23 protein-coding genes are annotated in these 25,686 nt (G+C 66.6%); 5 read left to right on the top strand and 18 right to left on the bottom strand.

Annotated features, from left to right (window positions below):
• Nucleotides 1-93 precede the first annotated feature (93 nt).
• From BKA07_RS04215 to rpmB, 4 genes are all read right to left on the bottom strand, one after another.
• Nucleotides 94-381 (bottom strand): HU family DNA-binding protein, encoded by a 288-nt coding sequence (locus BKA07_RS04215; RefSeq protein WP_167949790.1) that lies wholly within the window; start codon nucleotides 379-381, stop codon nucleotides 94-96.
• 69 nt (nucleotides 382-450) lie between these two features.
• Nucleotides 451-756 (bottom strand): 30S ribosomal protein S14, encoded by a 306-nt coding sequence (rpsN, locus tag BKA07_RS04210; RefSeq protein WP_167949789.1) that lies wholly within the window; start codon nucleotides 754-756, stop codon nucleotides 451-453.
• A gap of 6 nt (nucleotides 757-762) precedes the next feature.
• Entirely contained in the window at nucleotides 763-930 is a 168-nt protein-coding gene (gene rpmG, locus BKA07_RS04205; RefSeq protein ID WP_167949788.1) for a 50S ribosomal protein L33, read from the bottom strand.
• Nucleotides 930-1,166 (bottom strand): 50S ribosomal protein L28, encoded by a 237-nt coding sequence (rpmB, locus tag BKA07_RS04200; protein WP_167949787.1) that lies wholly within the window; start codon nucleotides 1,164-1,166, stop codon nucleotides 930-932. The genes rpmG and rpmB overlap by 1 nt, the downstream gene beginning before the upstream one ends.
• Before the next feature lie 618 nt (nucleotides 1,167-1,784).
• On the opposite strand from rpmB, the gene BKA07_RS04195 reads away from it, so the two are divergent.
• Entirely contained in the window at nucleotides 1,785-2,756 is a 972-nt protein-coding gene (locus BKA07_RS04195) for a protein kinase (protein ID WP_167949786.1), read from the top strand.
• A gap of 34 nt (nucleotides 2,757-2,790) precedes the next feature.
• Here BKA07_RS04195 and BKA07_RS04190 read toward each other — a convergent pair whose 3' ends face one another.
• The 7 genes from BKA07_RS04190 to BKA07_RS04160 form a co-directional block, all read right to left on the bottom strand.
• Nucleotides 2,791-3,837: an NADPH:quinone reductase gene (locus tag BKA07_RS04190; RefSeq protein WP_167949785.1), complete on the bottom strand. Its 1,047-nt coding sequence runs from the start codon at nucleotides 3,835-3,837 to the stop codon at nucleotides 2,791-2,793.
• A 27-nt stretch (nucleotides 3,838-3,864) separates the two neighbouring features.
• Complete coding sequence (locus BKA07_RS04185; RefSeq protein ID WP_167949784.1) at nucleotides 3,865-5,343, bottom strand: dihydrolipoamide acetyltransferase family protein; 1,479 nt, start codon at nucleotides 5,341-5,343, stop codon at nucleotides 3,865-3,867.
• A gap of 16 nt (nucleotides 5,344-5,359) precedes the next feature.
• Complete coding sequence (locus BKA07_RS04180) at nucleotides 5,360-6,337, bottom strand: alpha-ketoacid dehydrogenase subunit beta (protein ID WP_167949783.1); 978 nt, start codon at nucleotides 6,335-6,337, stop codon at nucleotides 5,360-5,362.
• Nucleotides 6,337-7,491 (bottom strand): pyruvate dehydrogenase (acetyl-transferring) E1 component subunit alpha, encoded by a 1,155-nt coding sequence (gene pdhA, locus BKA07_RS04175; protein WP_167949782.1) that lies wholly within the window; start codon nucleotides 7,489-7,491, stop codon nucleotides 6,337-6,339. Before pdhA ends, BKA07_RS04180 begins: the two co-directional genes overlap by 1 nt.
• 304 nt (nucleotides 7,492-7,795) lie before the next feature.
• Nucleotides 7,796-9,313 carry a PGAP1-like alpha/beta domain-containing protein gene (locus BKA07_RS04170; protein WP_167949781.1) on the bottom strand — a complete coding sequence of 506 codons (1,518 nt, stop codon included), beginning with the start codon at nucleotides 9,311-9,313 and terminating at the stop codon, nucleotides 7,796-7,798.
• Nucleotides 9,310-10,104 carry a hypothetical protein gene (locus tag BKA07_RS04165; RefSeq protein WP_167949780.1) on the bottom strand — a complete coding sequence of 265 codons (795 nt, stop codon included), beginning with the start codon at nucleotides 10,102-10,104 and terminating at the stop codon, nucleotides 9,310-9,312. The genes BKA07_RS04170 and BKA07_RS04165 overlap by 4 nt, the downstream gene beginning before the upstream one ends.
• Nucleotides 10,101-10,346, bottom strand: a complete 246-nt coding sequence (locus tag BKA07_RS04160) for a hypothetical protein (protein ID WP_167949779.1) — start codon at nucleotides 10,344-10,346, stop codon at nucleotides 10,101-10,103. The genes BKA07_RS04165 and BKA07_RS04160 overlap by 4 nt, the downstream gene beginning before the upstream one ends.
• A 254-nt stretch (nucleotides 10,347-10,600) precedes the next feature.
• On the opposite strand from BKA07_RS04160, the gene purB reads away from it, so the two are divergent.
• The gene (gene purB / locus BKA07_RS04155; RefSeq protein ID WP_167949778.1) at nucleotides 10,601-12,034 is read left to right on the top strand and encodes an adenylosuccinate lyase; all 1,434 of its coding nucleotides are present in this window, start codon (nucleotides 10,601-10,603) and stop codon (nucleotides 12,032-12,034) included.
• An 89-nt stretch (nucleotides 12,035-12,123) separates the two neighbouring features.
• Nucleotides 12,124-13,056, top strand: a complete 933-nt coding sequence (locus BKA07_RS04150) for an alpha/beta hydrolase family protein (protein ID WP_245161831.1) — start codon at nucleotides 12,124-12,126, stop codon at nucleotides 13,054-13,056.
• Nucleotides 13,057-13,107: 51 nt separating this feature from the next.
• Here the strand turns inward: BKA07_RS04150 and BKA07_RS04145 are convergent, their stop codons facing one another.
• From BKA07_RS04145 to BKA07_RS04135, 3 genes are all read right to left on the bottom strand, one after another.
• Entirely contained in the window at nucleotides 13,108-14,478 is a 1,371-nt protein-coding gene (locus BKA07_RS04145; protein WP_167949777.1) for an MFS transporter, read from the bottom strand.
• A 202-nt stretch (nucleotides 14,479-14,680) separates the two neighbouring features.
• Complete coding sequence (locus BKA07_RS04140) at nucleotides 14,681-16,012, bottom strand: D-arabinono-1,4-lactone oxidase (protein ID WP_342448990.1); 1,332 nt, start codon at nucleotides 16,010-16,012, stop codon at nucleotides 14,681-14,683.
• Nucleotides 16,009-17,256, bottom strand: a complete 1,248-nt coding sequence (locus BKA07_RS04135) for an amino acid deaminase/aldolase (protein ID WP_167949776.1) — start codon at nucleotides 17,254-17,256, stop codon at nucleotides 16,009-16,011. Before BKA07_RS04135 ends, BKA07_RS04140 begins: the two co-directional genes overlap by 4 nt.
• A 73-nt stretch (nucleotides 17,257-17,329) precedes the next feature.
• Here BKA07_RS04135 and BKA07_RS04130 point away from each other — a divergent pair, with 73 nt between their 5' ends.
• The gene (locus tag BKA07_RS04130; RefSeq protein WP_167949775.1) at nucleotides 17,330-18,919 is read left to right on the top strand and encodes a succinic semialdehyde dehydrogenase; all 1,590 of its coding nucleotides are present in this window, start codon (nucleotides 17,330-17,332) and stop codon (nucleotides 18,917-18,919) included.
• A gap of 149 nt (nucleotides 18,920-19,068) precedes the next feature.
• Here the strand turns inward: BKA07_RS04130 and BKA07_RS04125 are convergent, their stop codons facing one another.
• The 4 genes from BKA07_RS04125 to BKA07_RS04110 form a co-directional block, all read right to left on the bottom strand.
• On the bottom strand, nucleotides 19,069-19,806 hold the full coding sequence (locus BKA07_RS04125) for a response regulator (protein ID WP_167949774.1): 738 nt from the start codon (nucleotides 19,804-19,806) through the stop codon (nucleotides 19,069-19,071).
• A gap of 181 nt (nucleotides 19,807-19,987) precedes the next feature.
• Entirely contained in the window at nucleotides 19,988-21,205 is a 1,218-nt protein-coding gene (locus BKA07_RS04120) for an acetyl-CoA C-acetyltransferase (RefSeq protein ID WP_167949773.1), read from the bottom strand.
• 143 nt (nucleotides 21,206-21,348) lie between these two features.
• Nucleotides 21,349-23,289, bottom strand: coding sequence for a sensor histidine kinase (locus tag BKA07_RS04115; RefSeq protein WP_167949772.1), 1,941 nt, complete (start codon nucleotides 23,287-23,289; stop codon nucleotides 21,349-21,351).
• 40 nt (nucleotides 23,290-23,329) lie between these two features.
• On the bottom strand, nucleotides 23,330-25,210 hold the full coding sequence (locus BKA07_RS04110; RefSeq protein WP_167949771.1) for a 2Fe-2S iron-sulfur cluster-binding protein: 1,881 nt from the start codon (nucleotides 25,208-25,210) through the stop codon (nucleotides 23,330-23,332).
• A 115-nt stretch (nucleotides 25,211-25,325) separates the two neighbouring features.
• On the opposite strand from BKA07_RS04110, the gene BKA07_RS04105 reads away from it, so the two are divergent.
• Nucleotides 25,326-25,619, top strand: coding sequence for a metal-sensitive transcriptional regulator (locus tag BKA07_RS04105; RefSeq protein ID WP_167949770.1), 294 nt, complete (start codon nucleotides 25,326-25,328; stop codon nucleotides 25,617-25,619).
• Nucleotides 25,620-25,686 lie beyond the last annotated feature (67 nt).

Below are 25,686 nucleotides of genomic sequence, written 5' to 3'. Positions count from 1 at the left end.
AGTCGGATCGGGTCGAGGGCCGGATCGGTCACGCCGGATAGACGAATGGCCCGGACCACACGGTCCGGGCCATTCGATGCTGGTGCGCGCAGCTCAGTTAGGGCTGCCGGCAGCGGCTTTCAGCTTCGAACCAGCGGACAGCTTCACGGAATAGCCGGCCTTGATCTGGATCTCTTCACCGGTCTGCGGGTTACGTCCCTTGCGAGCGGCACGTTCCGTGCGCTCGACTGACAGCCATCCGGGGATGGTGAGCTTTTCGCCCTTGTCGACGACGTCGGAGAAGACATCGAAGACACCATCAAGAACGTCCGAGACCTGCTTCTGGGTCAGTCCGGAATTCTCTGCAACTTCTGCAACGAGCTCACTACGGTTCTTAGCCATAAAAGTGTCCTCCTTAGGACAAGTCGGTCGGTTACCGGTCCGTTTTTCCGATAACGAACTTCCTCGAGATTACCAGCTCGACTTCGTCACGCCGGGCAACTCGCCGTTGTGCGCCATATTGCGGAAGCGAACACGGGAAAGACCGAACTTCCTGAGGTAACCGCGAGGGCGGCCATCGACCTGGTCACGGTTGCGCACGCGCACTGGCGAAGCATCACGCGGAAGCTTCTGCAGTCCGAGGCGTGCTTCCTCACGCTGCTCGTCGGTGCTGTCTGGGTGGGTCAGCTGGCGCTTGAGCGTCGCACGACGCTCCGCATAGCGCTCAACAATGACGCGACGCTGCTTGTCGCGTGCGATCTTTGACTTCTTAGCCATATGCGCTCAGCGCTCCTCTCGGAAATCGACGTGCTTGCGGACGATCGGATCGTACTTCTTCAGCACGATGCGGTCCGGGTTGTTGCGGCGGTTCTTGCGGGTCACGTAGGTGTACCCGCTGCCAGCCGTCGACTTGAGCTTGATGATGGGACGAATGTCCTGTGTCTTAGCCATCAGAGCTTCACTCCCTTGGCGATGAGCTCGCCGACGACAGCGTCAATTCCGCGCGCGTCGATGACCTTGATGCCCTTGGCGGACACGGTCAGAGTGACATTGCGGCGCAGAGACGGAACGAAGTAGCGCTTTTTCTGAATATTCGGGTTGAAACGACGCTTGGTGCGCCGGTTCGAGTGGGACACATTGTGTCCGAAACCAGGGACGGCCCCGGTTACTTGGCAGGTTGCTGCCATGACTCTCCTCCAGTTCACAAGTTACCGACCCTCGAAACAAGCAGGACAGCGTGGACTCCACGCTCGCTTGCGCCGATGTCGGAAGACATCAACAAATTTTCACGAGCTGCCCGGCCGGACGGGGTCCGGCCACTCACCGGGCTGAGGCCCGGCATGCGGCGTTCGCAATGAAAATTGTGTACGCCAAAACAGGTTTGCCCGTTCGGGCGAGATGTCTCACCAGCGCTGAAGCCGTAGCCTGTGAGAGATGGCCGAAGCTGGAGTGCAGCGGTGGGTGAGCACCATGTTGGCCACAACGAAGCGATCCGGGATCGCCCTGTTACGACACAACAGATACCAAGCTTAGAGAGAAACGGGCCTTCAGAGCAAATTCACTGGTTCGCCTCCGTCCTGCGCGGCTCTCGCATCTGCGGCCCTCGGACACAGTCCGCCCGTGTCCCGCAAACGCGGGCGAGAGACCGCCCGGCACGGACCGGGTGTCCGTTCCCATCCGATTCCCATGTTCGCCTCGGCCATCGAGCAGACAAGACGTCCTGCTGTGCTCCGTGTTGAACACATATCCATGTCGTGCCAAGGTAAGAAGATGATTGCCACCACATCTGGCACTCAGGAGGACCGATGAGCGACGTTCCACCGAGGCCGCGAATCCGTCCAGCAACCAGCGCTGACTGGCACCAGCATCACTCCGATCGTGCCGGTCAGACCCCATCACGGGGGCAGGGAGCGAACCAGAGTGCAGCCGACTTCGACGACTCGACCTACTACGAGTACATCGAACGGCACACAGGTGATCTGCCTCTGTCCAAGAACCGGTCACGCAACGTCTTCGCCCCCGCCGGGGGCTCACCGTTCCAGCGCCGGTCTCAGGCACACCCAGGTGGAGAAGCACCGAACGGCGGCCGTTCCCAGCCGGACGTCCGCGAGCAGCGAACGGGTGCTCAGACACCGCGCTCGGCCCCAGTCGGCTCCGGCTCCGACGGTCCGACCTCCGGGCAGATACCTCTGTCGCCCACGCCCGCCCCGAAGAAGGGCAACGGGGCCAAAATCACCCTCGTCATCATCGCCATCATCATGGTGCTTGCGCTCCTGGCATTCTTCGGGGTCCGATGGCTGGCCCCGTCGACCGGCACCGTCCCCGTGGACTTCAACGGTGACGAGACCGAATCGGCGCCACCATCACCGACAGACACCTTGGTGCAGCCGACGGCGACCCCCGAAGAGGCATTGGCGACCTACACGAAGGAGGGCACGGCGGAGGCCGCCGACCTCGAGGGCGACTGGGTGACGCAGGTCAGCGCGAAGAACGTCGGACTCGAAGCCGAAGGCAAGACATGGACAGAGCAGGACATCGTCGATGAGTTCGAGACCAACCGGGTCAAGTACCCGGGAGCGATCCTCATCCACAGCAGCGACTGGGGCGCGTACGAGGGTGACGACTACTGGGTCACCATCATCGACACTCCCTACAACGACCCCGAGCCCGCTCTCGATCAGTGCCGCTCCTGGGGGCTCGGCCGGGACGACTGCATCGCGAAACGGCTGGTCGAGGACGGCAGTCCGAAGGGCAACAGCGCCTACCTCGACAAGTAGTCGCCCGCTCAGGGGGTGACAGCGATTCGCCGACTCAGGGCGTGAGGACGACTCGGCCGCGGATTTCGCCGGTCTCCATCATTCGGTGAGCCCGCGCAGCTTCGGACAGGGGCAGCACCTCGGCGATGGCGGTCGTCAGCGCTCCGGCGCTCGAGACCGTCCCGGTGGCCGACGTCTTGTCGGTCCTCGTCAGCGGTCCGGCCGCTCTCGGTCGGAGGAAGGGCGTCAGGCCCTTCGCGGCCCGGGCCAGCTGGTCTGCCGTCGTCCGAGACATCACGAACCCGATGAGTGACACGTCCTTCGTGTAGAGACGTCCCAGTGGCACCTCGGTGTTCGGTGCAGCGGAAGCAGTGATGAGGACCCGGGCACCGGGAGCGGTCGCCTCGGCGAGGAATTCGCCGTCATGGTGGCCGGAGGTGTCCCAGACGAGGTCGAAGCCCTCCGGTGCCGCCCTGGCGCACGCGGCCGGGAGGTCAGGGTCACGATAGTCGAGGACCACCTCGGCGCCGGCCGCCCGCACCGTGTCGAAGTCACGGGAATGGCTGCTGGCGACGATCCGGGCTCCGGCGGCCGCGGCCAGCCGGATCGCGGCGTTGCCGACGTTGCCCGCTCCCCCGCCGACGAAGACGGTGTCCCCGGGCACGAGCCTCCCATGCTCGAACCAGCCCAACCATGCCGTCGTCGCCGGATGGGCCAGCGCGACGAGCCGATGCGCGTCGGTGCTGTGGGCTTCGATGCCGCTGGGCGCCGGATAGAGACGGTCGGCCGGGACGACGGCGAGCTCGGCATAGGAGCCCTGCCGTCCCTCGTATCCCAGGCTGTCACACCACACGGTCTGGCCTCGGGCCAGCGATGTTCCCGGAGGTGCGCTCACGACGGTACCCACGAGGTCCCGGCCCAGGATGAAGGGCAGCGGGACAGCGGTGGAAAATCGCCCCGAGCGAACGAAGGTGTCCACCGGGTTGAGGCTGACCGCGGCCACCTCGACGAGGCAGTCGGTGGGCCCCGGAACGGGTTCCGGCAGGTCCCCGTACCGAATCTCTTCGACCCCGCCGAGGCGATTGACGAAAGCGGCTTTCATGCCTGTCCCTGTCGGCTGCGGTCCGGCTCAGGCCAGCAGCAGCGTCGGATCCTCGAGTCCGCGACCGACGTCGGCGAGGAACTTCGAGATGATCTCACCGTCGACGATTCGATGGTCCGCACTCACCGACAGCGTCGTGATGTCACGTGGGACGATCTCGTCACCGACGACCCAGGGCTTCTTCCGGATCTGACCGAAGGCCAGGATCGCTGCTTCGCCCGGGTTGATGATCGGAGTGCCCGCATCGACGCCGAAGACACCGACGTTCGTGATGGTGATCGTCCCGCCCGCCTGATCGGCCGGTGGAGTCCTACCGGACCTCGCCAGGGCGGTCAGATCCTGAATGCCCTGGGCAAGATCGGTCAGGCCCATCGTGTGTGCGTCCTTGATGTTCGGCACGATGAGGCCACGCGGAGTGGCCGCGGCGACACCGAGGTTGAGGTACTTCTTGACGACGATCTCATCGCCCTCGAGGCTCGCGTTGATCCTCGGGTTGCGGGACGCCGCCCAGGCGACGGCCTTGGCCACGATGAGCAGCGGTGAGACCTTGATGTCCTCGCCGAGGAACTTCGTGGACTTGAGTCTGCGCACGAAGGCCATCGTCTCGGTCACGTCGACGTCGAGGAACTCGGTGACGTGGGGCATCGTGAATGCGGAGTCGACCATGGCCTTGGCCATCATCTTCGTCACGCCCTTGAACGGGATCCGCTCCTCGAGCTCACCTGCCGGGCCGGTGGTCGCCGAGGCGGTCGTCGTCCCTGTGCTCGCGACTGCCGTGGCGTCGGTCGACGCTGCTCCGGTGCCTTCGGCCGCTGCATTGACGTCGTCACGAGTGACTTCGCCGCGTGAGCCGGTCGGAACGATGGAGGCCAGGTCGATGCCGAGGTCCTTCGCAAGCTTGCGCACGGGGGGCTTCGCCAGGGGTTTGCCCGCCGAGGCGGCCGCCGGTCCCGCGGCATCGGCAGTTCCCGTCTGTGCCGGCGCAGGAGCCGCAGGTGCGGGCGCAGCGGCTGCCGGCGCAGGGGCCGTAGGAGCCGGCGCAGCGGGCGCTGCCGGAGCAGGAGCCGTAGGTGCGGCGGACGAGCCGGTCGGTGCCGGAACGCCTGCGCCCTTGCGGGGACGTCGTTTCGACGAGGCGGCCTTCGCTCCGTAGCCGACGAGAGTGGCACCGCCATCGGCGTCGCCTTCGCTCTCGGCCGGGGGCTGTGCCTCCGAAGTGCTCGGGCCGGCTGCGGATGCACCCGAGGAGCCCTCCTCGCCAGAGCCGGAGCCGGAGCCGAAGCGGATGATCGGCGTGCCGACCTCGATGGTCTGACCCTCGTCGACCAGCAGTGCGTCCACGAGCCCTGCCTCCGGGCTCGGCAGCTCGACCAGGGACTTCGCCGTTTCGATCTCGACGAGGATCTGGTTGACGGTGACGGTCTCGCCCGGGGCGACCTTCCATGACACGACGTCGGCCTCGGTCAGGCCCTCACCGACGTCAGGAAGCGGAAATTCGAAAGACATATCAGCTCTCCTCGAGTCAGTAGGCCAGGGCCCGGTCGACACCGTCGAAGATGCGATCCAGGTCGGGCAGGTAGTGTTCTTCCATCCGAGAGCCGGGGTAAGGCGTGTGGTAGCCGCCGACGCGGATGACCGGCGCCTCGAGGTTGAAGAAGCAGCGTTCGGACAGGCGTGCCGCGATCTCGGACCCCAGCCCCAGGAACGTCGGTGCCTCGTGGGTGACCACCAGACGGCCGGTCTTCTGCACCGATTTCTCGATCGTCGTGAAGTCGATCGGGCTGAGGCTGCGCAGGTCGATGAGTTCGACGCTCTTGCCCTCCTCGGCAGCGGCCGTGACGACGTCCTTGGCCGTCGGCATCAGTGGACCGTAGGCCACCAGGGTCACGTCGGCGCCTTCGGAGACCACCTGGGCATCGTGCATCGCCAAGCCGCCCCGGTCGGCCGTGTCGACGTCGCCGCGCAGCCAGTAGCGGCGCTTGGGCTCGAAGAACATCACCGGGTCGTCGCTCTTGATCGCGTCCTGCATCATCCAGTACGCGTCGTGGGCGTTCGATGGAGAGATCAGGCGCAGGCCCGCGTGGTGGGCGAAGACCGTCTCCGGGCTCTCCGAGTGGTGCTCGGGTGAACCGATTCCGCCGCCGTAGGGCACGCGGATGACGATCGGCATCCTCTCCTTGCCGTGGGTGCGGTTGTAGAGCTTGGCCAGCTGCGTCACGATCTGGTCGTAGGCGGGGAAGATGAAGGCGTCGAATTGGATCTCGATGACCGGGCGGTATCCGCGGATGGCCATGCCGATCGAGGTTCCGACCATGCCGGATTCGGCCAGCGGGGAGTCGATGACCCGCTGCGGACCGAAGTCCTTCTGCAGACCCTCGGTGACGCGGAAGACGCCGCCGAGCTTTCCGATGTCCTCACCGATGAGGACGACCTTCGGGTCGTCCTCCATGGCTTTGCGCATTCCGGCCGTGATGGCCTTTGACAGGGGAAGTTTCTCCATCAGGCCTCACCTGCATCGACGAATGAGGCTTGGTATGCGAGGAATTCCGCACGTTCCTCATCGACGAGTGAGTGAGGTTCGGAGGTGACATGGGCGAACATCTCGACAGGGTCGGGATCTTCCATGGTCATGCAGTTGTGGCGGATGCGGGCGGCGAGGGTGTCGGCTTCGGCATCCACCTCGGCGAAGAACTCCTCACCGGTCTCGGTGTGGTTGTCGAGGTAGGCGCGAAGACGCTTGAGCGGATCGCGGTCTTCCCAGATCTCCTCTTCGGCCTTGTCACGGTACTTCGTCGGGTCATCGGCCGTGGTGTGGGCACCGCGACGATAGGTGAAGGCTTCGATGAGCATCGGACCGTTGCCGGCGCGGACCGAGTCCAGGCTGGCCCGGGCCACGGCGTACATCGCGATGATGTCGTTGCCGTCGACGCGGAGGCCGGGCACGCCGAATCCTTCGCCGCGCTTGCACAGTGGCGCTGCGGACTGGACGTGGGTGGGTTCGGAGATGGCCCACTGGTTGTTCTGGCAGAAGAACAGCACGGGTGCGTGGAACGCTCCGGCGAAGGTCAGCGCCTCGGACACGTCACCCTGCGAGGTGGCGCCGTCGCCGAAGCAGGCGATGGATACGGTGTCGCGTTCGATGTCGCCGGTTCCGACGTCGCCGTCCATGGAGACTCCCATGGCGTAGCCGGTCGCATGCAGCGCCTGCGATCCGATGACGATGGTGTAGGTGTGGAAGTGGTGCTCCTGGGGGTCCCAAGCGCCGTGGTTCTGGCCGCGGAACATGCCGAGGAGGGTTTCCGGTTCGACGCCGCGGGTGTAAGCGAGACCGTGTTCACGGTAGGTGGGGAAGACGAAGTCCTGAGGGCGGGTCGCCCGTCCCATGCCGATCTGGGCTGCTTCCTGACCGAACATCGGCGCCCAGAGGCCGAGTTGTCCTTGTCGCTGCAGGGCCGCGCCCTCAGCATCGATGCGACGCACCAGGACCATGTCCCGGTAGAAGCCGCGCAGATCCTCATCGGTGAGCTCTGCCGCGAAGGCATCGTATTCACCTGATTCGACGCGATTGCCGTCTTCGGTGAGCATCTGGATCATCCGAGGTTCCGAGGACTGACTGTGGGCAGCGCCGGTTCCCACTGAAATGTTGGAGGTCATTTCAGTTCTCCTTTGTTCAAGGTCCAACAGCACCGGAGGTGACCAGTGGTGGACTGTGTACTTCGGGCGGGGCCTCTGGTGTGAGATCTCGCCCTCGAGTGATGTGATTCACAGGTAGTACTACGATACCGAATCCACTCACTGCATGCCACATCGGCAGAGTGCGTCGAGTGCCTTTCGTTCTGGTCGAGATCAGCCTAAGAGACGGATTCTGCGCGTGTGCCTCACGTCCAAAGGCCTCGACAGCGATTTGTCGATGGTCGCTCAGTTGTTCCAACATCCGACAAACGCATGTCCGAGGAGTTCATGGTCGTTTGCGTTTGCCCTGGTAGTCCCGCGTCTCTTTGAGATCGCCGGTGAAGAACTGCGAGTTCTTCGCAGTGAACCGATTGAGTCCGGCGTGCCCGGCTCCGAGCATGAGTCCTATCGAGGCGGCGTAGGCGGCCGAGGAGTGTGCGGCTCCGGCGGAGGAGAACAGCTCGTCGAGTTCGGCATCGGTCTTGTCCTGCAGGTTCGGGGCTCGGCGCAGCTGCTCGGGCTCGTAGTCGACGGTGACCGTCGACCAATGGTCTTCGGCCGGATTCTCATTGCCGTCGAGGTCGGGCACCAGGTCCTGTTCGTGTTCGATCGAGAGGACGTCGATGTCCTCGTGGACGGGAAAGTCTGAGATCGGGGCTCCCACGGTCACCAGCGCGGTCACATTCACATCGGCCAAGAATGCCGGATCGGCGGCCAGCGAACCTGCGGTGATCCCGCCTTGGGAATATCCGACCAGCATCACCTCGGCGTCGGAGGCGATCTTCGCATCGGCGATGGCCTGTCGGACCATCTCGGCCATGACGGTGTCGTTGCCGGCCATGGCCTGCACGTTGGTGGTCATATCGGTGGTGTTCTCACCGGGTTCGGCCGACCAGTCGGTCGTCGCGGGGACATAGACGATGTAGCGGGCGGTGCCGTCCGCGGCGGTGATCTCTTCGATTCTGACCTGTCCGGAGTCCGCGCCGCGATGGCGATTGGCCTCCCGGATGTAGAGGTCCTCGAGGTCGCGTGGCGGTTCGTCACGGGCCGGAGTGATGCCTTCGGCCTGCCAGACCTCCACGTCCGAGGGCAGGAGCAGTCCGAACATGTTCGCACCACCGAGCATCCAGGCCGTCATCGAGCTGGAGTCGTGCGGCCACACCGCATGGTCTCCGTCGGTGGCCAGGACCGTCGGCGGCAGCCCCATGAAGCCGACGACGATCCCCGGCAGCACGTGTTCGATGATGGCCCCGGAGACATCGGAGTTCTCGAACACGAGAGCGACGAATGCCTCTTTCACCTCCGCCTTGGTCTGGGCCAGGTCGATGCCGACGTGCTTGGCCACGACATCGTCGAGACCGGTGGCGTCGAGGAGCTTCAGCCCCAGATAGATCGGGGCACCGACCGCGATGCCGATCGGCACGAGCACGGGCAGGCTGATGGCGATGACACGACCGGTGAGATAGCCGAAGTAGTCGAGAAGCCCGCCGAAGGTCTCGCTGATGCCCTTCTCCGCCTGTCGGTAGGCGATGGCCGCGGCTCTGATCGCGAGCACGGTGACTTCGAGCTCGATGAGCACGAGCGCCGACTTCTGGTGGTAGACGGCGCGGCAGGCGTCGACATTGATCGCCGTCAGCGGGGAGGGGACCTGAGTCAGGAGTGTGGCCAGATCGAAGTCGCCGAGCGTGCCCTCTGCCGCAAGATCGCCGATCCGGCCGCAGATCCCCTGGAGTTCGTCGCCGCTGGCATCCGCCCGGTCGTCGAACGTGATCTGTGACCCGCCGGTGGTTCGGGTCGCGATCATGGCTGTCCGCCGTTCGTCGCACTTCGCCGGGTCGGCTGGGTCGCGGTCGTCCAGAGTCGTGTGAGGGTCGCCGCCAGCAAGGTGGCCACCGCGCCGCTTCCGAGGTCCTGTCCGGCGCCGACCGTGATCGTGTCTCCGTCGCGTTCCAGCGTCGGGCGGACCCAGGTGCCGTCGACACGATGCAGGAACTCCAATCCGGCGGCCCCGACCTCGTTCAGGCAGCTCAGGGTGAGCACGCAGTCGTTCTCGATCAGTGAGCACAGCTCCTCGACCGCCTCGGCGAGGTCCTGTGGTCGAAGGCGCCTGAGCAGTTCGTAGCCCTCGAACTCCTCGAAGCCGACACCGCGCAGAACCAGGATGGCCGAGGCGATGTCGTCGCCCAGGCACACTTCGAGGTGGGCGGTCTCCTCCCCGGAGCTGACGACGATGGTCATTCGCGAGCGGGTGAGATCGAGTTCGGCCGCGAAGCCCGTCAGCCAGGCGGTGAGCACATCGAGTCCGCGCGTCGATTCCGTGCCGGTCGACTCCTCCAGCATCAGCGTCTCACCGATCGCCGTCCCGGCACCCGGTCCTTCGCCCGCGGCCGTGTCCCCCGCCGAGGCTTTCGGACCCGCGCTTGCACCGTCGGCACTCTCGTCGACGGTCGGTGCGGGGCCCACGTCGTCGGCGTGCGGCATCAGCTCGTGCGGCCAGAGAGGCTTGAGACGGTCGGGCAGCCGCATGATCCGGCGGACGTCGACGGCGAACCATCTGCCCTGCGGTCTCGGTTCCGGTCTCGTCGCATCGCTCATATCTGGAGCCTGCCTCCCACTGAGACGACCTGCAGATGCAGGTCGTAGGCCTCGGCGAGCTTGTCCGCGCGCTGCGCAAGCGCGATGATCGAATCCGAACACGCCACCAGCCGATCGCCGAGCTTGCGCCCTGCGGGCGAGTCCCACCCCTCGAGCTGCCGACAGCTCTGCGCCAGGCTGCGCAGTTCGTTCGCTCGATGCCGCCACCCGTCCCGGTTGGCCGCCAGCTCATCGGTGATCACCGTCAACCTCCTGTCCGATTTCCTGCTCGCCCCGAGTGCCCTGGTCCGACTTCACCGTAGGGTTGGGCGCTTCCCCGCCGGAAGCTCCTTCGAGACCCCTGTGGACGCCCGTCGAGGCTCCACAGGGTTTCGACGTCGAAGTCACCGCCGATTCCACAGGCGAGTGAGCGCGAGTCACCGCTCTCGGCCGGCAGCGGGGTCGTCGCCGGGCGGTCGGTTCCGCGCCCGCGCCGGGCTCATGAGAAACTGTCAGCATGCCGACCGTTTCGCTTGCTGACATCTCGCCCGCCATTGCTCTCGGACCACTCGATGGCCGTTACCGCAAGGACACCGCTGACCTCGTCGATCACCTGTCCGAGGCGGCCCTGAACCGCAATCGGATCATCGTGGAGGTCGAGTGGTTCATCCACCTGGCCCAGAACTCGGTGGTCGAGGGCGTTCGGCGCCTCACCGAGGACGAGGTCGCCGGGCTTCGCGAGTTCGCCGAGAACTTCGGTGCCGAGACGATCGCCACGCTCGCGACCCATGAGGCGGTCACCGTCCACGACGTCAAGGCTGTCGAGTACACAATCAAAGAAGCGCTAGTCGAGCTCGGTGCCGACGATCTCAGCGAACTCGTCCACTTCTGCTGTACCTCTGAGGACATCAACAACCTGTCCTGGGCGCTGGGCGTCAAGGGTGCGACGGTCGATGTGTGGCTTCCCCGCGCGAAGGCCCTCATCGACTCCCTGGCCGACACCGCCTCGGCGCTCGCCGAGGTCCCCCTGCTCTCGCACACGCATGGCCAGCCGGCGACGCCGACGACGATGGGCAAGGAGCTGGCCGTGTTCGTCCACCGCCTGCGCCGTCAGTACGAACGCATCGAAGCCGGCGAATTCCTCGGCAAGATCAACGGTGCGACGGGCACGTACTCCGCTCATCTGGCCGCCGTGCCCGGTGCCGATTGGCCCCGGCTGGCCAAGACCTTCGTCGAAGGCAGCCTGGGGCTGACGTTCAATCCGCTGACCACTCAGATCGAGTCCCACGACTGGGACGCAGAGCTCTTCGCCGATATCGCACGGTTCAACCGCATCGCCCACAACTTGGCGACGGACATGTGGACCTACATCTCGATGAACTACTTCAAGCAGATCCCCGTCGCCGGCGCGACGGGTTCCTCGACGATGCCGCACAAGGTCAACCCGATCCGCTTCGAGAACGCCGAGGCCAACCTCGAGCTCTCCTGCGCACTGCTCGACTCGCTCGCCTCGACCCTGGTGACCTCACGGATGCAGCGCGACCTCACGGACTCGACCTCCCAGCGCAACATCGGCGTCGCCTTCGGCCACTCGGTGCTGGCGATGAACAACCTGGTCAAAGGACTGGCCGCCCTGTCGATCAACGAAGAGGCACTGGCCGCCGACCTCGATTCCAACTGGGAGGTCCTCGGCGAGGCGATCCAGTCGGTCATGCGCGCCGCCGGACTGCAGGGAGTGCCCGGCATGGACAATCCCTACGAGAAGCTCAAGGAGCTCACCCGCGGCAAGCGCATCGATCAGGCCGATCTGCAGTCCTTCGTCGCGGGCCTCGGACTGCCCGAGGCCGAGACTGAGCTGCTGACCGCTCTGACTCCGGCGAGCTACATCGGCGTCGCCGCTCAGCTGGCCGAATCAGAGGTCGCGGACTGGAAGGCTCGCACGCAGGGCTGATCTCTCCTCCCCGGCCGCCACGGGCACCCACCGCACAGAATCATTACTGATCAGTAGATTGTTGGCTGGATCATCGCTAGCCTGGGTCCATGACGAGCACAATGATGAGTTCCGTGCACATTCCGGTCACCGGTGCCACACGCACCATCGCCCCCGGTCTCGGAAGCATCGACACAAGCGCCCCCGACGGGCAGGACCACATCGTCGGCACGCTCCTGATGCCGCAGGGGACTCCGGTCGGATTCCTCACCATCCATCCCGCCACGGCGACGCCGGCCCGCTTCTACACGAACTTCGCCGACTACGCGGTCGACCGCGGGCTGGCCGTGCTCACCTACGATGTGCGAGGCGTGGCTGCCTCGGGTCCGGCGCACGAGCACACACGGCTGCGGATGCGCGATTGGATGCACCAAGACGCGAATGCGGTCGCGGCCTGGGCACGAAGCGAATTTCCCGAACTGCCGAAGCTCGCGCTCGGGCACAGCCTCGGCGGTCATGCTCTGCTGCTGGGCAACGGCACCGACGACCTGCACGGAATCGTCACAGTGGGCACCGCGCGAGCGGCGCTGCGCGACATCAATCCGCTGGCCGAACGACTGCGAGTCGGCCTCATCCTCAGAGCCCTCGGCCCCCTGATCAGTCCGCTCGTCGGCTACGCGCCCGGCAAACGCCTCGGTCTGGGCGAGGACATCCCCACTGCGGCCATGCTCGAATGGGGCCGGTGGGTGTCCATGTCCGAGTACTTCTTCGACGATCCGAGCCTCGGTGCCACCGCTCGGATGGCTCGCTTGCGCACGCCGGTGCTCGCGACCGGAGCCGGCGACGACAAGTGGGCGTCACCGGCTCAGATCGACGCCCTCGTCGACCATGTCCGCCTCGCCGAGGTGGAACGACGCACCTTCACGCCCCAGGAGCTCGAGGTCTCCCGCATCGGCCATCACGGTCTGCTGCGACGCTCGGTCGCCGAACGCGCCTGGCCGGAGATCGTCTCCTGGCTCCTGGAGCGACTCCCCCGGAACTGACCCGACACCGACTCGCTCATTCAGACGTCTGGCGCCTTTCCGCTGACTCCCTCACACCGACACGAGGTCCTTGTCATGGTCGACCTCTGCCAAGGGCCTGCCCGCCATATTGCGGGCCAGGATCAGGGTCGGGATGCCCGCGACGACGACGATGACGGTCGCATAGATGGCCGGGGCGAGCGTGAGACCCGTGGAGCTCATCAGCGCGGTCGCAATCAGCGGGGAGAGCCCGCCGAAGAGGACGGTGGCCACGTTGTAGCCGATCGCCATTCCGGAGAAGCGACTCGTCCCGGTGAACTGCTCGGGGACCATGGCCGCCGCGACCGCACTCCAGCCCGCGGCAGGCACGGCGAGGAACGCCGCCCCGAAGACGGCGACGCCGGAGTTCCCGTCGCCCAGCAGGGCATATGCGGGGATCGTGGTGAGGATGAAGACGGCCATGAGCACGGCCAGGGTCTTCTTCCGTCCGAAGCGGTCCGAGGCGATGCCGAAGAACGGGGTGATGACGATCGCGACGACGGCGGCGATCGTGCCCAGTGCGAGGGACCCGGAGTTCTTCACGTCCGAGACCTCTTCGATGTAGGTCGGCACGTAGGTGATGTTGAGGAAGTAGCTGACCGAGCCGATCGACGAAATGAGGAAGGCGACGAGGATCGCACGGGGCTGCTGGAGGAAGGCGATGAGCAGGGGCGAACGACTGTGCTTGAGGGCAGGTTTGCTCTTCTCCGCCTGCTGCAGACGTTTGAAGGTGTCCGTCTCCTCCATCATCCGACGCAGCGGGATCATCAGCGCGGCCAACAGGGCACCGAGGACGAACAGGACCCGCCATCCCCAGGAGCTCATCGCTTCAGGAGACAGCGTGGCGGCCAGGAATGCCCCGGATCCGACCGCGAGAAGAGCTCCGACCTCACTGTTGGCAGCGGCCCAGCTGGCCGCGAGTCCGCGCCGATTGCTGCCGGCCGATTCCATGAGGAAGACCATGATCCCGGTGTACTCGGCGCCGACGGAGAAGCCCGACAGACAGCGGAAGAAGACCATGCCGACGCCGGCCCAGATGCCGATCGCGTCGTAGGTGGGCATGATGGCGATGCCGAGCATCGCGATGGCCATGAGCACGGCGGAGACGACCAGCGCTGATTTGCGACCCACCCTGTCGCCGAGGTGGCCGAAGACCATGGCGCCCAACGGTCGGAACAGGAAGCCGGCGGCTCCGACGCCCAGGGTGAGCAGCAGGGAGTCGGTCCGATCGCCGAAGAACTCGGTGGTCAGGATGGTCGCGACGTAGAAGAAGATCGAGAAGTCGTACCACTCGACGACGGTGCCGAAGGCCGCGACCAGCATGGATCGGCGGCGCCCCTTCTCTCGCTGCGGGTTGGAGCTTGCTGCTGGGTCCGATTGGGCCTGCGGGTCGAACTCTGACATCGACGATTCCATTTCGTAGGAAATGCTGCGGTCGTATCCCTCGGCGACAGCGACCGAGGCTGATCGTCGAGTTTCTCCCGCCCAGCCTACTGCCGGTAGACCCATTTGGGCAGGTCGGCTGCGTATCCGACGCCAGATCAGACGTGCGCATCAGGAGTCCGATCCGGCCTGCGTATCCGACGTCCGATCCGATGAGCCGGTATCAGGCTCCCGGGACGAACAGCGAGTCGGTGTATCGGCTGCCGAACATCGCCTGCGGGTCGAGCCGGTGTCGCAGCTCGCAGAATTCGTCGAAGCGCGGGTACAGTCGGCGCAGTTCGCCCGCACCCAGGGTGTGGATCTTGCCCCAGTGGGGGCGGCCGTTATGGTGGGCGAAGATCTGTTCGACGACGCGGAAGTACTCGGCGAAGTCCTCCTTGAAGAAGCGGTGCACCGCGATGTACATGGTCTCGCGTCCACAGGCCGTCGACAGCGGAACATCGTCGGCGGCTGCCGATCTGACCTCGATCGGGAAGGAGATCCTCCATCCCCGCGACTCGATGGCGTCTCGGATCTCCCGGATCACCTCGGCGCCGGATTCGAGGGGAACGGCATACTCCATCTCATTGAACCGCACCCGCCGAGGTGTCACGAAGACGTCGTGGCCCGGCGCCCGGTACGTCCTGTCGGAAACGGCGGCTTGGGCAACCCGATTGATGCGCGGCACGAGACCGGGCACGGCCGCACCGAGTTCGACGGCGAGGCGCAGGCCGCCGTTCTCGACGACCTCCTTGTCGAAGAGATCGACGAACCGGTTGCGGACCCCGGCCTCGGCGAGGTGGCCCGGACCGATCTCGCCGAGGCCGACGCGGGTGTTCGTCTTCGTCAGCGCGGTGTCGGTGTGGGGGAACCAGTAGAACTCGAAGTGGTCGGCCCCTCGCATCCGCGCCTCCAGGTCGGCCAGCAGCTCATCGAGGCCGGCCACGACCTCCTCGGCGATGAGGTCGAAGGCGGGTACGCATTGCAGCTCGATCTCGGTGACGATGCCCAGCACGCCGAGGCCGACGCGGGCCAGATCGAAGACCTCGGGATCGTTCGTCGCCGACAGCCTGCGCACGCTGCCGTCCGCAGCCATGAGGCTGAGTCCGGTGACGGTTCCGGCGAAACCGGTGAAGGACAGCCCGGTCCCATGGGTGCTCGTCGAGATCGCTCCGGCGAGCGCCTGCGGATTGACGTCGCCCTGGTTGGCCAGGGCCAGCCCGAAGGGCGCGAGCAGGGCCGGGATGTCGCGCAGCCGGGTGCCGGCGTGGAAACGCACGCGCTGACTCGGCTCGTCGACGGCGATGATTCCGCTGAAATGGTCGAGGTTGATCATGACCTCGTCACCTGCGGCGACGGGCGTGAACGAGTGACCGGCGCCGACGGCACGGACCCGTTGACCCGATTTCGCGGCCGTGCGCAGGACATCGCGCAGATCCCCCGCCGAGGTGGGCCTGACGAAGGTGTGCGGATGGGCGTGGACGTGCCCGGACCAGTTCCGGAACAGCCGCCTCACAGCACCCACCCTTCCCCGCGGTAGGTCGACCAGGTGTCGATGATCTCCGAGCCCGAGACGACGAGGAACTCGTTGAAGTGTTCGGCCAGCTCTCCGGCCTTCGCGTGCCGGAACCAGACGAGATCGCCGATGCGCAGGTCCTCGGTCCCGGGACCGGTGAGCGGTGTCTGGACCTCGCCGGCACCTTCGAGACCCGAGTAGTCGAGGCCGGGCGGCCAGGCGATCGTCGGGACGCGGTCGGGCCCGGGCACACCCGAAGCGATGAATCCGCCCTTGAACACGGTGACCCAGCCGGGCCCGGGTCGGCGGACCACGGGGCCGACGAAGTAGGCGGCGGCCTCGTGCCGGAACCGGGTGTAGCCGTCGAAGAGTCCCGGAGAGAACAGCCCGGAGCCGGCGGCGAGTTCCGTCAGGGTGCCTTCGACGGCGCTGGATTCGAAGGAGCCGGTGCCGCCGCCGTTGACGAATTCGAGATCGGCCAGCTCACGCACGGCGTCGATGATGTGCCTGCGTCGGACCTTGAGCTCCGCGGCGGAACGCTTCTGCATGGCCCTGACCACGGTCTGCCTCGCGGAGGCGCCGGCATCGGCGGTTCCGGCGATCTGGCCCTCGTAGGACATGAGCCCGACAAGGTCGACCTCGGGTCGGGCGATGACGTGGCGGGCGAGTTCGACCGCGGATGCCTCATCGCGGATCGGCGAACGTCGTGCCCCGATCTGGACGCGGCTGCCCAGGGTCCCCTCGCCGAGGCGGTAGGAGGCGTCGATGTCGAGGCAGACGCGCACCCGCCGGGACTGTCCCCCGTTGGGTCGGGACTGTTCCTCAGCCTGGATCTGCCCCTCAGACTGGGTCTGCTGCTCGGTTCGGGCCCTGTCGATGATGTCGAGATGGGTGGGGGAGTCGATCATCAGGGTGATGTTCTCGGCGGCCCCCACCTCGGCGAACATCAGCTTGAGGCTGAGCGTGTCCACCGTGGGATAGCCGACGACGATGTCGCGGACGCCGCGGGCGTGCAGGGCCAGGGCCTCGGGCAGGGAGAAGGCGAGGACGCCGGAGTACCCCGGGTGGGCCAGCGCCCGGTCGATGGCGGACGGGGTGCGCAGCGACTTCGAGGCGACCCTGATCGGCAGACCCCGGGCGCGCTCGGCCAAGGCTGTGACATTGGCGTCGAACGCGTCCAGATCCAGCACTGCCTGGGGTGCTTCGACCCCGCGCAGAGCGTGACGCAGTTCACGTGAAACCATGAGAGGTACTCTAGCGTAAGTCAGCGGCGCCCCTGACGACGCCCCAACCGCCCACCGACCACATGGAGGCACGATGACTACCGCCGTCACCAGCAGTGACACTCCTTCTGACCGGCTCGCGCAGGGCACGGACCGCCTGCGTGAGTTCCTCGACACCCACCCCTACGAGGAGGCCTCGGGCAGCGGTGACCGTGTGGTCGGCCCGGACCCGTTCACCGGCGTCGACCAGCCCCGCTTCACCAACAACACGGCCGGCGACGTCGACCGGGCCTACGCCTCCGCACGCATCGCCGGGCGCAGATGGGCGTCTCGGTCCCCCGACCATCGTTCCCGGGTGCTGCTGCGCCTGCACTCGGCGCTGCGTCGACACGAGGATCTGCTCCTCGACATCATCCAGCACGAGACCGGCAAGGCCCGCATCCACGCCTATGACGAGATCCTCGACACCTACAATGTGTGCCGTCACTACGGTGTCACCACCCCCGCTCGTCTGCGCCCGCAGCGTCGTCGCGGCGCCGTACCGTCTCTGACGCGGACCGAGGTCACCCGCACTCCCCTGGGCGTCGTCGCCTTCATCACGCCTTGGAACTATCCGCTGACCCTGGGCGCGACCGACCTGTTCGCCGCCCTGGCCGCGGGCAACGCGGTGGTGCACAAACCCGACAGTCAGACGACGCTGACGGCGGTCATCATGCGCCGCCTGGCCATCGCCTGCGGGCTGCCCGCCGAGGTCTGGCAGCTGGTTCCGGGCACCGTCGACGAGGTCGGGCCCGCCCTCATGTCCGGTGCCGATGGGCTCTCCTTCACCGGGTCCACGGCCGCCGGGCGCTCGATCGCCGCCGAGGCGGGGCGGCGCCTGCTTCCCACCGCCCTTGAGCTGGGCGGGAAGAATCCGATGCTCGTCCTCTCCGATGCCGACCTGCCGTCGGCCGTCGACGGGGCGATCCGCGGCTGCTTCTCCTCGGCAGGGCAGCTGTGCCTGTCGATCGAACGCATCTACGTCCACGAGGATCTGTACTCGGAGTTCTGTGCCCACTTCGCCGAGGCGGCCCGGAACCTCGAGTTGAGCGCGAAGTTCTCGTATGGCCCCGGAATGGGATCGTTGGCCGGCCCCATGCAGTTCGCTCGGGTCAGCGAACATGTCGAGCAGGCCCGGGCCAGCGGGGCCGAAGTCATCGCGGGAGGTCGGTCGGTGCCGGAGTTGGGCCCGTACTTCTATCTGCCGACCGTGCTCACCGATGTCACCGAGGATGCCGAACTGTTCGCGGATGAGACCTTCGGCCCCGTCGTCGCCGTCTACCCGGTGGCCACCGACGCCGAAGCGATCGCGGCGGCCAATGACAGCGAATACGGCCTCAACGCCAGCGTCTACTCACGCTCTCAGGGCCTCGAGACCGCCCGGCAGGTCGAGGCCGGCATGGTCAACGTCAACGAAGCCTACGTGGCGACGTGGGGGTCGATCGACGCCCCGGCCGGCGGGGTCAAGGCCTCGGGGCTGGGCCACCGACACGGTGCCGAAGGGCTCTTCCAGTTCATGCACACGCACACGATCGCCGAGCAGAACCTGGTGCCGATCGCCCCGTTCGGTCCACTGGATCAGTCGCGCTTCGCCAAGACCCTGACCACGGCCTTCGACGTCATGCGCGCCCTGCGGATGAAGTGAGCGCCCTGCGTTTGCTATGAGCGCCCTGCGCTCGAAGTGAGCGTGCCGCGCTCGAAGCTAGCACTCTGTGGATGAAGTGAGCGTGCGCGCGAAGAAATGGGGATCGTCTCTGACCCCTGGGTGACGGGGTCCGGGTATCGAGGGGTGGTTCAGGCGTCCTCGGTGACGACTGTGTATTCGAGGACCGGTCGGCCGGCCGATCCATAACGCGGTCGCCGGGCGAGCATGCCCGCGTCGGCCATGGCCTCCAGGTACCGACGTGCGGTCACTCGGGAGACACCGAGACCAACGGCGACCTCGGCGGCGGACTGTCCGGGATTGTCTCCGAGGACGGACTTCACCTCCGCCTCCACGGCATCGGGGACGCCCTTGGCGGTCGCGGCCACCGTGTGGGTGCGCAGAGCGGCGATCGCGGTGTCGACGTCGGTCTGGGTGACCTCGCCGCCCTCGGAGCTGTCCCCACCGAGGCTGTTGCGGAAGGAGGAGTAGGCCTCGAGCTTGGACTTGAAGACGGGGAAGGTGAACGGCTTGATGATGTACTGGGCGACGCCGTAGGACAGCGCCTCCTGCACGATCTGCATGTCGCGGGCGGCGGTGACGGCGATGATGTCGACGTCGACGCGGTGGCCGCGGATGGCTCGGCAGACCTGGAGCCCGTGGCCGTCGGGCAGGTTCATATCGAGGAGGACGAGATCGATGCCGTCGGCGTCGAGCCCGTAGATCTTCCCGGTCAGAGCGGCCATCGCCTGAGTGGCGTTCTTCGCCACCCCGGCGGTGTGGTACCCGTCGATGCGATCGATGTACTTCGCGTGGGCACGGGCGGCGACTGCCTCGTCCTCGACCACGAGCACACCGATGCTCGACTCAGGCGTGGTGGTATCTGACATGCCGCCAGTCTAACCAACGCCATTGCGGCCCGGATGCGGTTCGTGTTACAGCCTGGGCACATCCGTGACACAGGACCGCAACGCCGATGACTGCGCATGCGGGTTTGCAGGGAACAGACTGTCGATATTCGGCCGGAGAATCGACAGTCTGTTCCCTGCAAACCGCCCGGAGCGCTCGGACTCAGGCGCGTTCGAAGATCGCGGCGATGCCCTGCCCGCCGCCGATGCACATGGTCTCGAGGCCGTAGCGGGCGTCGCGGCGATCCATCTCGCGCAGCAAGGTCGCCAGGATCCGCCCGCCGGTCGCGCCGACGGGGTGGCCCAGCGAGATTCCGGAGCCGTTGACGTTGAGGCGGTCGAAGTCGTCCTTGCCGAAGCCCCATTCGCGGGTCACCGAAAGTGCCTGGGCAGCGAAGGCCTCGTTGAGTTCGATGAGGTCGATGTCGCCGAGTTCCAGTCCGGCCTTCTCGAGTGCCTTCGCGGTGGCCGGGACCGGACCGATGCCCATGGTCTTCGGCGGCACACCGGCCACGGCCCAGCTGACCAGGCGGCCGAGCGGCTTGAGCCCCTGCGCCTCGGCGGCGGCCCGGGTGGTGACGACGGAAGCGGCTGCGCCGTCATTCTGTCCCGAGGCGTTTCCTGCGGTGACCGTTGCCTGGTCATCGCCCTTGCCGAGGATGGGGCGCAGCTTGGCGAGCTTCTCGAGGTCGGTGTCGGGGCGGATGTGCTCGTCGGCGTCGATCTGGTGCTCTGCGACCTTGCGAGTGGCAGGGATCGTCACCGGCACGATCTCCTCGGCGAAGCGTCCGTCCTGCGCGGCTGCGGCCGCCCGCTGGTGGGAGTTGAAGGCGAGTTCGTCCTGCTCGTCGCGGCCGATCGAGTACTCGCGGCGCAGATTCTCCGCGGTCTCGAGCATGCCGCCGGGCACGGGGTGGTTCTTTCCTCCCGGGGTGATGCGTCCGCGGCCCAGGGAGTCGGTGAATTCGGCGCTGCCGCCGCGGACGCCCCAGCGGATGGTGTCGTTGTAGAAGGGCGCGTGGGACATCGATTCGACACCGCCGGCGATGACGAAGTCTCCGTTGCCGGAGCCGACGACCATCGAGGCGTCGATGACGGCCTGCAGTCCCGAACCGCAGCGACGGTCGACCTGCTTGCCCGGCACGGTGACGGGAAGTCCCGCGTCGAGTGCGGTGACGCGGCCGATGGCCGGCGCCTCGGAGGTGGCATAGCCCTGCCCCAGAATGACGTCGGCGACGTGTTCCGGGTCGAGTCCGGTCCTGACCATGAGCTCACGGACGACCGTGGCGGAGAGTTCGTGGGCGGGGATGTCGCGGAACTGGCCTCCGAATCCTCCGATCGGGGTCCGCAGCGGTTCGCACACGACGATGTCCTGGTCCATACTTCCTCCACTCGGTTCAGCTCAGCCGATCAATCGGCGGCCCACAGGCGACGGCCGACCAGCCGACCAGCCGACCAGCCGATGGTTCGGCACTCCACAGGAAGCCTATGCCGGATCCGCGCGCTGGAGCGGATACGTTTCATTCATTGGGATGAGGAACTCGAGACCCCGCCCGAGGACGGGCCGTCGGCGCCGGGGTCGTGATGGTCGCTGTCGGGCAGCCACACGGTGAGCACAGCCCCCTTGAACTCGTCGCAGACCTCACCGCGGCCCTGCACGTCGACGGCCCCGCCGAGGCGACGGATCGCCTGGACGACCAGGGACAGTCCGACCCCGCGGGTGCCGGTCTCCTGCCGCCCGAGCCCTCTGTCGGTCTCGACACCGTCGTGCTTGGTCGACCATCCCCGTTCGAAGATCGCGTCGATGCCTTCCTCGTCGATGCCCGGGCCGTCGTCGCTGACCTCGACCGTGAATCCGCCGGCCCCACCGGCACCGCTCAGGTGGACGTGGACCCTCTTGTCCTCGGCCAGCACATCCTGCCTGCTCAGTGCGTCGAATGCGTTGTCGATGAGGTTGCCGAGGATGGTCGCCAGGTCACGGTCATCCCCGCCGAGGCGGCCCGAGAGTCCCGCGGTGTCGACCGTCATGTCGATGCCCACCTCCGCGGCTTGGGCGATCTTCGACAGCAGCAGCGCCGAGAGCACGGGATGATCGAAGCTCATCTGCTCGTCTCCGGCGACCCGGGTGAGGTCGTTGAGGTCCTTGGCGGCGAAGTCGATCGCCTCGTCGGTGTTCCCGGTCTCGAGGAGGGAGACGACCATGTGGAGGCGGTTGGCGTACTCGTGGGTCTGCGCGCGCAGGGAGTCGGAGAAGGAGCGCACGGACACGAGCTCGCCGGAGAGTTCGGCGAGTTCGGTGTGGTCGCGCATCGTCACGACCCAGGTGTCGCTGGCGGCATCGGTGGGCTGCTGGTTGACGACGAGGACTCGCTCATCGGTGTAGTGGATCTCATCGCGTGCCCACCGACCCGAGCCGAGGAGGTCGATGAGGGCTTCTGGCAGGTCGAGGTCGCGCAGCGCGATGCCTCCGATCGGCGAGGTCGCCCGGACGGGAGCGTCCGTCGCCGCCATCTGGGCGGCCGCCGAATCCTCGTCGACCGCAGGCAGGCCCAGGAGTTCGCGAGCCTCGGCGTTGATGAGCACGATCCCCGTCGACCGGTCGACGAGCAGGAGCCCTTCGGAGACGGCCTTGAGGACTGAGGAATAGAACTCGAGCATGCTGCGCAGCTCCGTGGCACCGTAGTCGCCGGTGACGCGGCGCAGACCGCGGGAGGTCACCCATGAGGACGCGATGCCGAGGATCAGCGTGGTGATGGCGATGCCGATGAGCCACTTGCTCTGGGCCAGGAAGCCCTCCCGCACCGAATCCGCGGAGTTGCCGATCACGACGGCTCCCACGACGGTGTCGGGTCCGATGTCATCGGCGCCGAGCTGCTTCGCGAAGACCGGGCTGACGACGTACAGGGTGCCTCCGCCGGTGCCCCCGTCGTCGAGGAAGCGGGCGACCGGATCCCCGTCGGCCACCTGTGATCCGTCGATCTTCGCGGCGAGCTGATCGACGGAGTCATCGGGCACATCGCCGGAGTTCGAGGCCACGATCTTCGACTCGTTGCGCTGCTGTCGGCTCGAGGAGCCCAGCGTCGGCGGTGTGGCCAGGTAGTCGATCGGCACGACCGCAGCCACATCGAAGTCGTATTCGCGCACGACGTTGTCGAGCATCGTCTCGACGTCGTCCTGCGAGGTCTCGTCGATGAAGTTCGACGTGTCGGTCTCCCCCGATCCGACGAGGCTCAGCGACATCGACATGCTGTCGGCGGCGGAGCGCAGCAGGTCCTGTTCGCGCTTCTGGTTCAGCTGAGAGAGCTGGGTGTAGAGGAGGCTGGTCGTCAGCACCATGATGCCCACGAGCATGATCGAGTTCGCGAACATGATCCGCCCGGCGACGCCGAATCTCACTCGCCGACTCAGACGTGCCGCCGCGCCCGTCACTCCTCCTGACGTCGCGGCACGCTGATCCTTGGGCATGGGTCCATTCTGCCATCCGGCTCGCAGATGCCCAGGGGACTCAGAGTCCGATGCTGATGGGCCCGGACGGCACCGCGGAGCACGCGAGCACCTCGTCGGCGGCGATCCGTGCGGCCGGTTCGACCGGGTAGATGACCGATCCGGCGGACAGGGACACGGCGCAGGCGCCGCAGGAGCCGCCTCGGCAGGAGCTGTCGGCCCTGATCCCGCGTGCTTCGAGTGCCTCGAGCAGGGTGCCCTGCTGCGGTTCCCAGAGGAAGCTGGCGCCGGATTCCTCCAGCGTCACCTCGGCGGGCTTGCACTGCGCGATGACCTCGCCCAAGCCGGTGTTCGGGGAGGCGAACGTCTCCTGGTGCACGGTCGGAACGCCGGCCTCAGCGCCGGCCTCGAGCACGGCGCGGGTGAATTCTGCCGGCCCGCAGACCATGACGTTGTCGCATCCGGCCAACCAATCGACGAGCTCGGCATGAGCGGGTCGCCCCTGGCTCGCGGTGTCACGGTGGTGGGTCTCGACCGGGATGGGCCGGCCGTGGGCGCGCTGCTGCAGGCGGTCCCACAGGCAGGCGGTCCGGTGGTCGCGGTCGACGTGGAAGAGCTTGATCATCTCCGTTCCCGGCAGCTGGGCCCCGCGCAGCAGTCCGAGGCTCGGTGTGATGCCGATGCCGGCCGTGACCAGGGCGGTGGTTCCGCCGAACACGCGCTGAGCGGTCATGGTTCCGTGCGGCCCGGACGCGAGGATGCGCCCACCGGCCTCGAGTTCGGCGACCGCGCGGGAGCCCTTGCCTTGCGTGCGCACCGCGATGGAGACGATGTCCTCGGACACGTCGGTGATCGTGTAGGTCCGCCAGAACGGGTCGCCGAGCTCGAGATGGACGCGCAGATTGGTGCCGGGTTCGTCGAATTCGCGGATCCAGCCCTGATCGTCGCGCAGGGAGACCTCGACGATGTCATTGCAGATCTGCCGGCTGCCGAGCACTGTCATGAACCGCGGTGTCCGGGCGGTCCTGACGAGTTCACGCGGAGCATCGCCGTCGATCTCGATCCGATCCCCGGTGCCGACGGGCCCGGATTCGAGGATCATGCCGTAGATTCCGCAGTGGAGGTGCCCGCAGGCCGAGGCGAGGATCCGGGGGACGTTGACGTCGACCTCGGTCGTCGACGGGTTGACCGTGGTCGCCGGGCAGCGCTGGATGGCCTGGGTGATGGCCAGGCGCACCCCGCCGAGGCGGATGGTCTTTCCGATCAGCGCGAACTCCTCGAAGGGCTCGAGTCCGTCGACGAGGACATTGCCGCGGAAGCGCAGCGGGTCGAGCTCGGTCTCGTCCGGGCCCAGGGCGGCCCGACCCTCCGCAGTCTGGGCGATGGCGGAGATCGTGGCCGGGTTGATGATCGAGATCCCCGAGGTCCGGGAGTCGAACATGCCCTGGTCGGCGACGCTGAGCACGCGAGGGAAGTCACCCTGAGGGGGTATGCGCGCGGAGAGGAACTCCGCCGAGGCGGCCCTGGATTCCCGGTCATCGGTGCGGAATGTCGTCGACTCCCGAGTCGGCGATGTCAGCGTCACTGTCGCGGACGGGGCGGGTGCGCTTGCCGACGCACAGGACTCGGTCGTCGACGCACCAGTTGCGGTCGCGGACGGGTCGGACTCGGTCGCCGACGCACCGGGCGCGGTCGCCGGAGGGGCATCGCCCACCTCGGCGAGGTCGAGGTCGACTTGCCATTTCTGCAGGTCGGTGTCGTTCTTCAGCACCGTGAAGGCGGAGTACTTGTGCCAGGCGTCGGCGGGGACGTCGAGACTGCCGTTGGTGAATGCGGCGATTCGGTCGCCGAGAATGCCGCGGTCCCTGCAGACGCTGGCTTCGGTGATCTCTTCGGCGGGGAACCCCTTGACGGGGAATCGGAACAGTCTGGCAACGTGCATGATTCGATTGTAGGAGTCGGAGGGAAACGGCGGCCCACCGTGAGACCAATTGCACAATCGATGGGGGCTCTCCCGCCTGCTTGATTTATACCCTACAGGGGTATACGGTATCGTCATGACTGAGCAACATGGATACACCCCGCAGAAGGACGCCCTTGCGAAGCGGATGAAACGGATCGAAGGACAGGTCCGTGGGGTCGGAAAGATGATCGATGACGACAAGTACTGCATCGACATCCTGACCCAGGTCTCCGCAGCAACGGCCGCGCTGCACGCGGTCTCCATCAACCTCTTGGAAGAGCACATCGCTCACTGTGTGGTCGACGCCTCCTCCTCCGGGGACGACGACGCCGCACGCGAGAAGATCGAAGAGGCTTCAGCCGCCATTGCCCGACTCATCAAGAGCTGATTCATCACGAATCGCCTCTTCGGCGAGCCGAGGCAGAGACATCGGCACACCCGTCGATGCCCACATG

It is taken from the genome of Brevibacterium marinum, assembly GCF_011927955.1.
Lineage (GTDB): Bacteria > Actinomycetota > Actinomycetes > Actinomycetales > Brevibacteriaceae > Brevibacterium > Brevibacterium marinum.
Note: the sequence above shows the minus strand (reverse complement) of the source record. Positions and strands in the feature narration are given on the sequence as shown.

Bases quoted from the DNA above. Each gene is read 5' to 3' on its own strand.
- BKA07_RS04120 (WP_167949773.1), bottom strand. From the start codon at position 21,205: ATGGACCAGGACATCGTCGTGTGCGAACCGCTGCGGACCCCGATCGGA.
- BKA07_RS04115 (WP_167949772.1), bottom strand. From the start codon at position 23,289: ATGCCCAAGGATCAGCGTGCCGCGACGTCAGGAGGAGTGACGGGCGCG.
- purB (WP_167949778.1), top strand. From the start codon at position 10,601: ATGCCGACCGTTTCGCTTGCTGACATCTCGCCCGCCATTGCTCTCGGA.
- rpsN (WP_167949789.1), bottom strand. From the start codon at position 756: ATGGCTAAGAAGTCAAAGATCGCACGCGACAAGCAGCGTCGCGTCATT.
- BKA07_RS04135 (WP_167949776.1), bottom strand. From the start codon at position 17,256: ATGGTTTCACGTGAACTGCGTCACGCTCTGCGCGGGGTCGAAGCACCC.
- BKA07_RS04215 (WP_167949790.1), bottom strand. From the start codon at position 381: ATGGCTAAGAACCGTAGTGAGCTCGTTGCAGAAGTTGCAGAGAATTCC.
- BKA07_RS04145 (WP_167949777.1), bottom strand. From the start codon at position 14,478: ATGTCAGAGTTCGACCCGCAGGCCCAATCGGACCCAGCAGCAAGCTCC.
- BKA07_RS04190 (WP_167949785.1), bottom strand. From the start codon at position 3,837: ATGAAAGCCGCTTTCGTCAATCGCCTCGGCGGGGTCGAAGAGATTCGG.
- BKA07_RS04185 (WP_167949784.1), bottom strand. From the start codon at position 5,343: ATGTCTTTCGAATTTCCGCTTCCTGACGTCGGTGAGGGCCTGACCGAG.
- rpmB (WP_167949787.1), bottom strand. From the start codon at position 1,166: ATGGCAGCAACCTGCCAAGTAACCGGGGCCGTCCCTGGTTTCGGACAC.
- BKA07_RS04105 (WP_167949770.1), top strand. From the start codon at position 25,326: ATGACTGAGCAACATGGATACACCCCGCAGAAGGACGCCCTTGCGAAG.
- BKA07_RS04195 (WP_167949786.1), top strand. From the start codon at position 1,785: ATGAGCGACGTTCCACCGAGGCCGCGAATCCGTCCAGCAACCAGCGCT.
- BKA07_RS04110 (WP_167949771.1), bottom strand. From the start codon at position 25,210: ATGCACGTTGCCAGACTGTTCCGATTCCCCGTCAAGGGGTTCCCCGCC.
- BKA07_RS04125 (WP_167949774.1), bottom strand. From the start codon at position 19,806: ATGTCAGATACCACCACGCCTGAGTCGAGCATCGGTGTGCTCGTGGTC.
- BKA07_RS04150 (WP_245161831.1), top strand. From the start codon at position 12,124: ATGACGAGCACAATGATGAGTTCCGTGCACATTCCGGTCACCGGTGCC.
- BKA07_RS04130 (WP_167949775.1), top strand. From the start codon at position 17,330: ATGACTACCGCCGTCACCAGCAGTGACACTCCTTCTGACCGGCTCGCG.
- BKA07_RS04180 (WP_167949783.1), bottom strand. From the start codon at position 6,337: ATGGAGAAACTTCCCCTGTCAAAGGCCATCACGGCCGGAATGCGCAAA.
- BKA07_RS04165 (WP_167949780.1), bottom strand. From the start codon at position 10,104: ATGAGCGATGCGACGAGACCGGAACCGAGACCGCAGGGCAGATGGTTC.
- pdhA (WP_167949782.1), bottom strand. From the start codon at position 7,491: ATGACCTCCAACATTTCAGTGGGAACCGGCGCTGCCCACAGTCAGTCC.
- rpmG (WP_167949788.1), bottom strand. From the start codon at position 930: ATGGCTAAGACACAGGACATTCGTCCCATCATCAAGCTCAAGTCGACG.
- BKA07_RS04170 (WP_167949781.1), bottom strand. From the start codon at position 9,313: ATGATCGCGACCCGAACCACCGGCGGGTCACAGATCACGTTCGACGAC.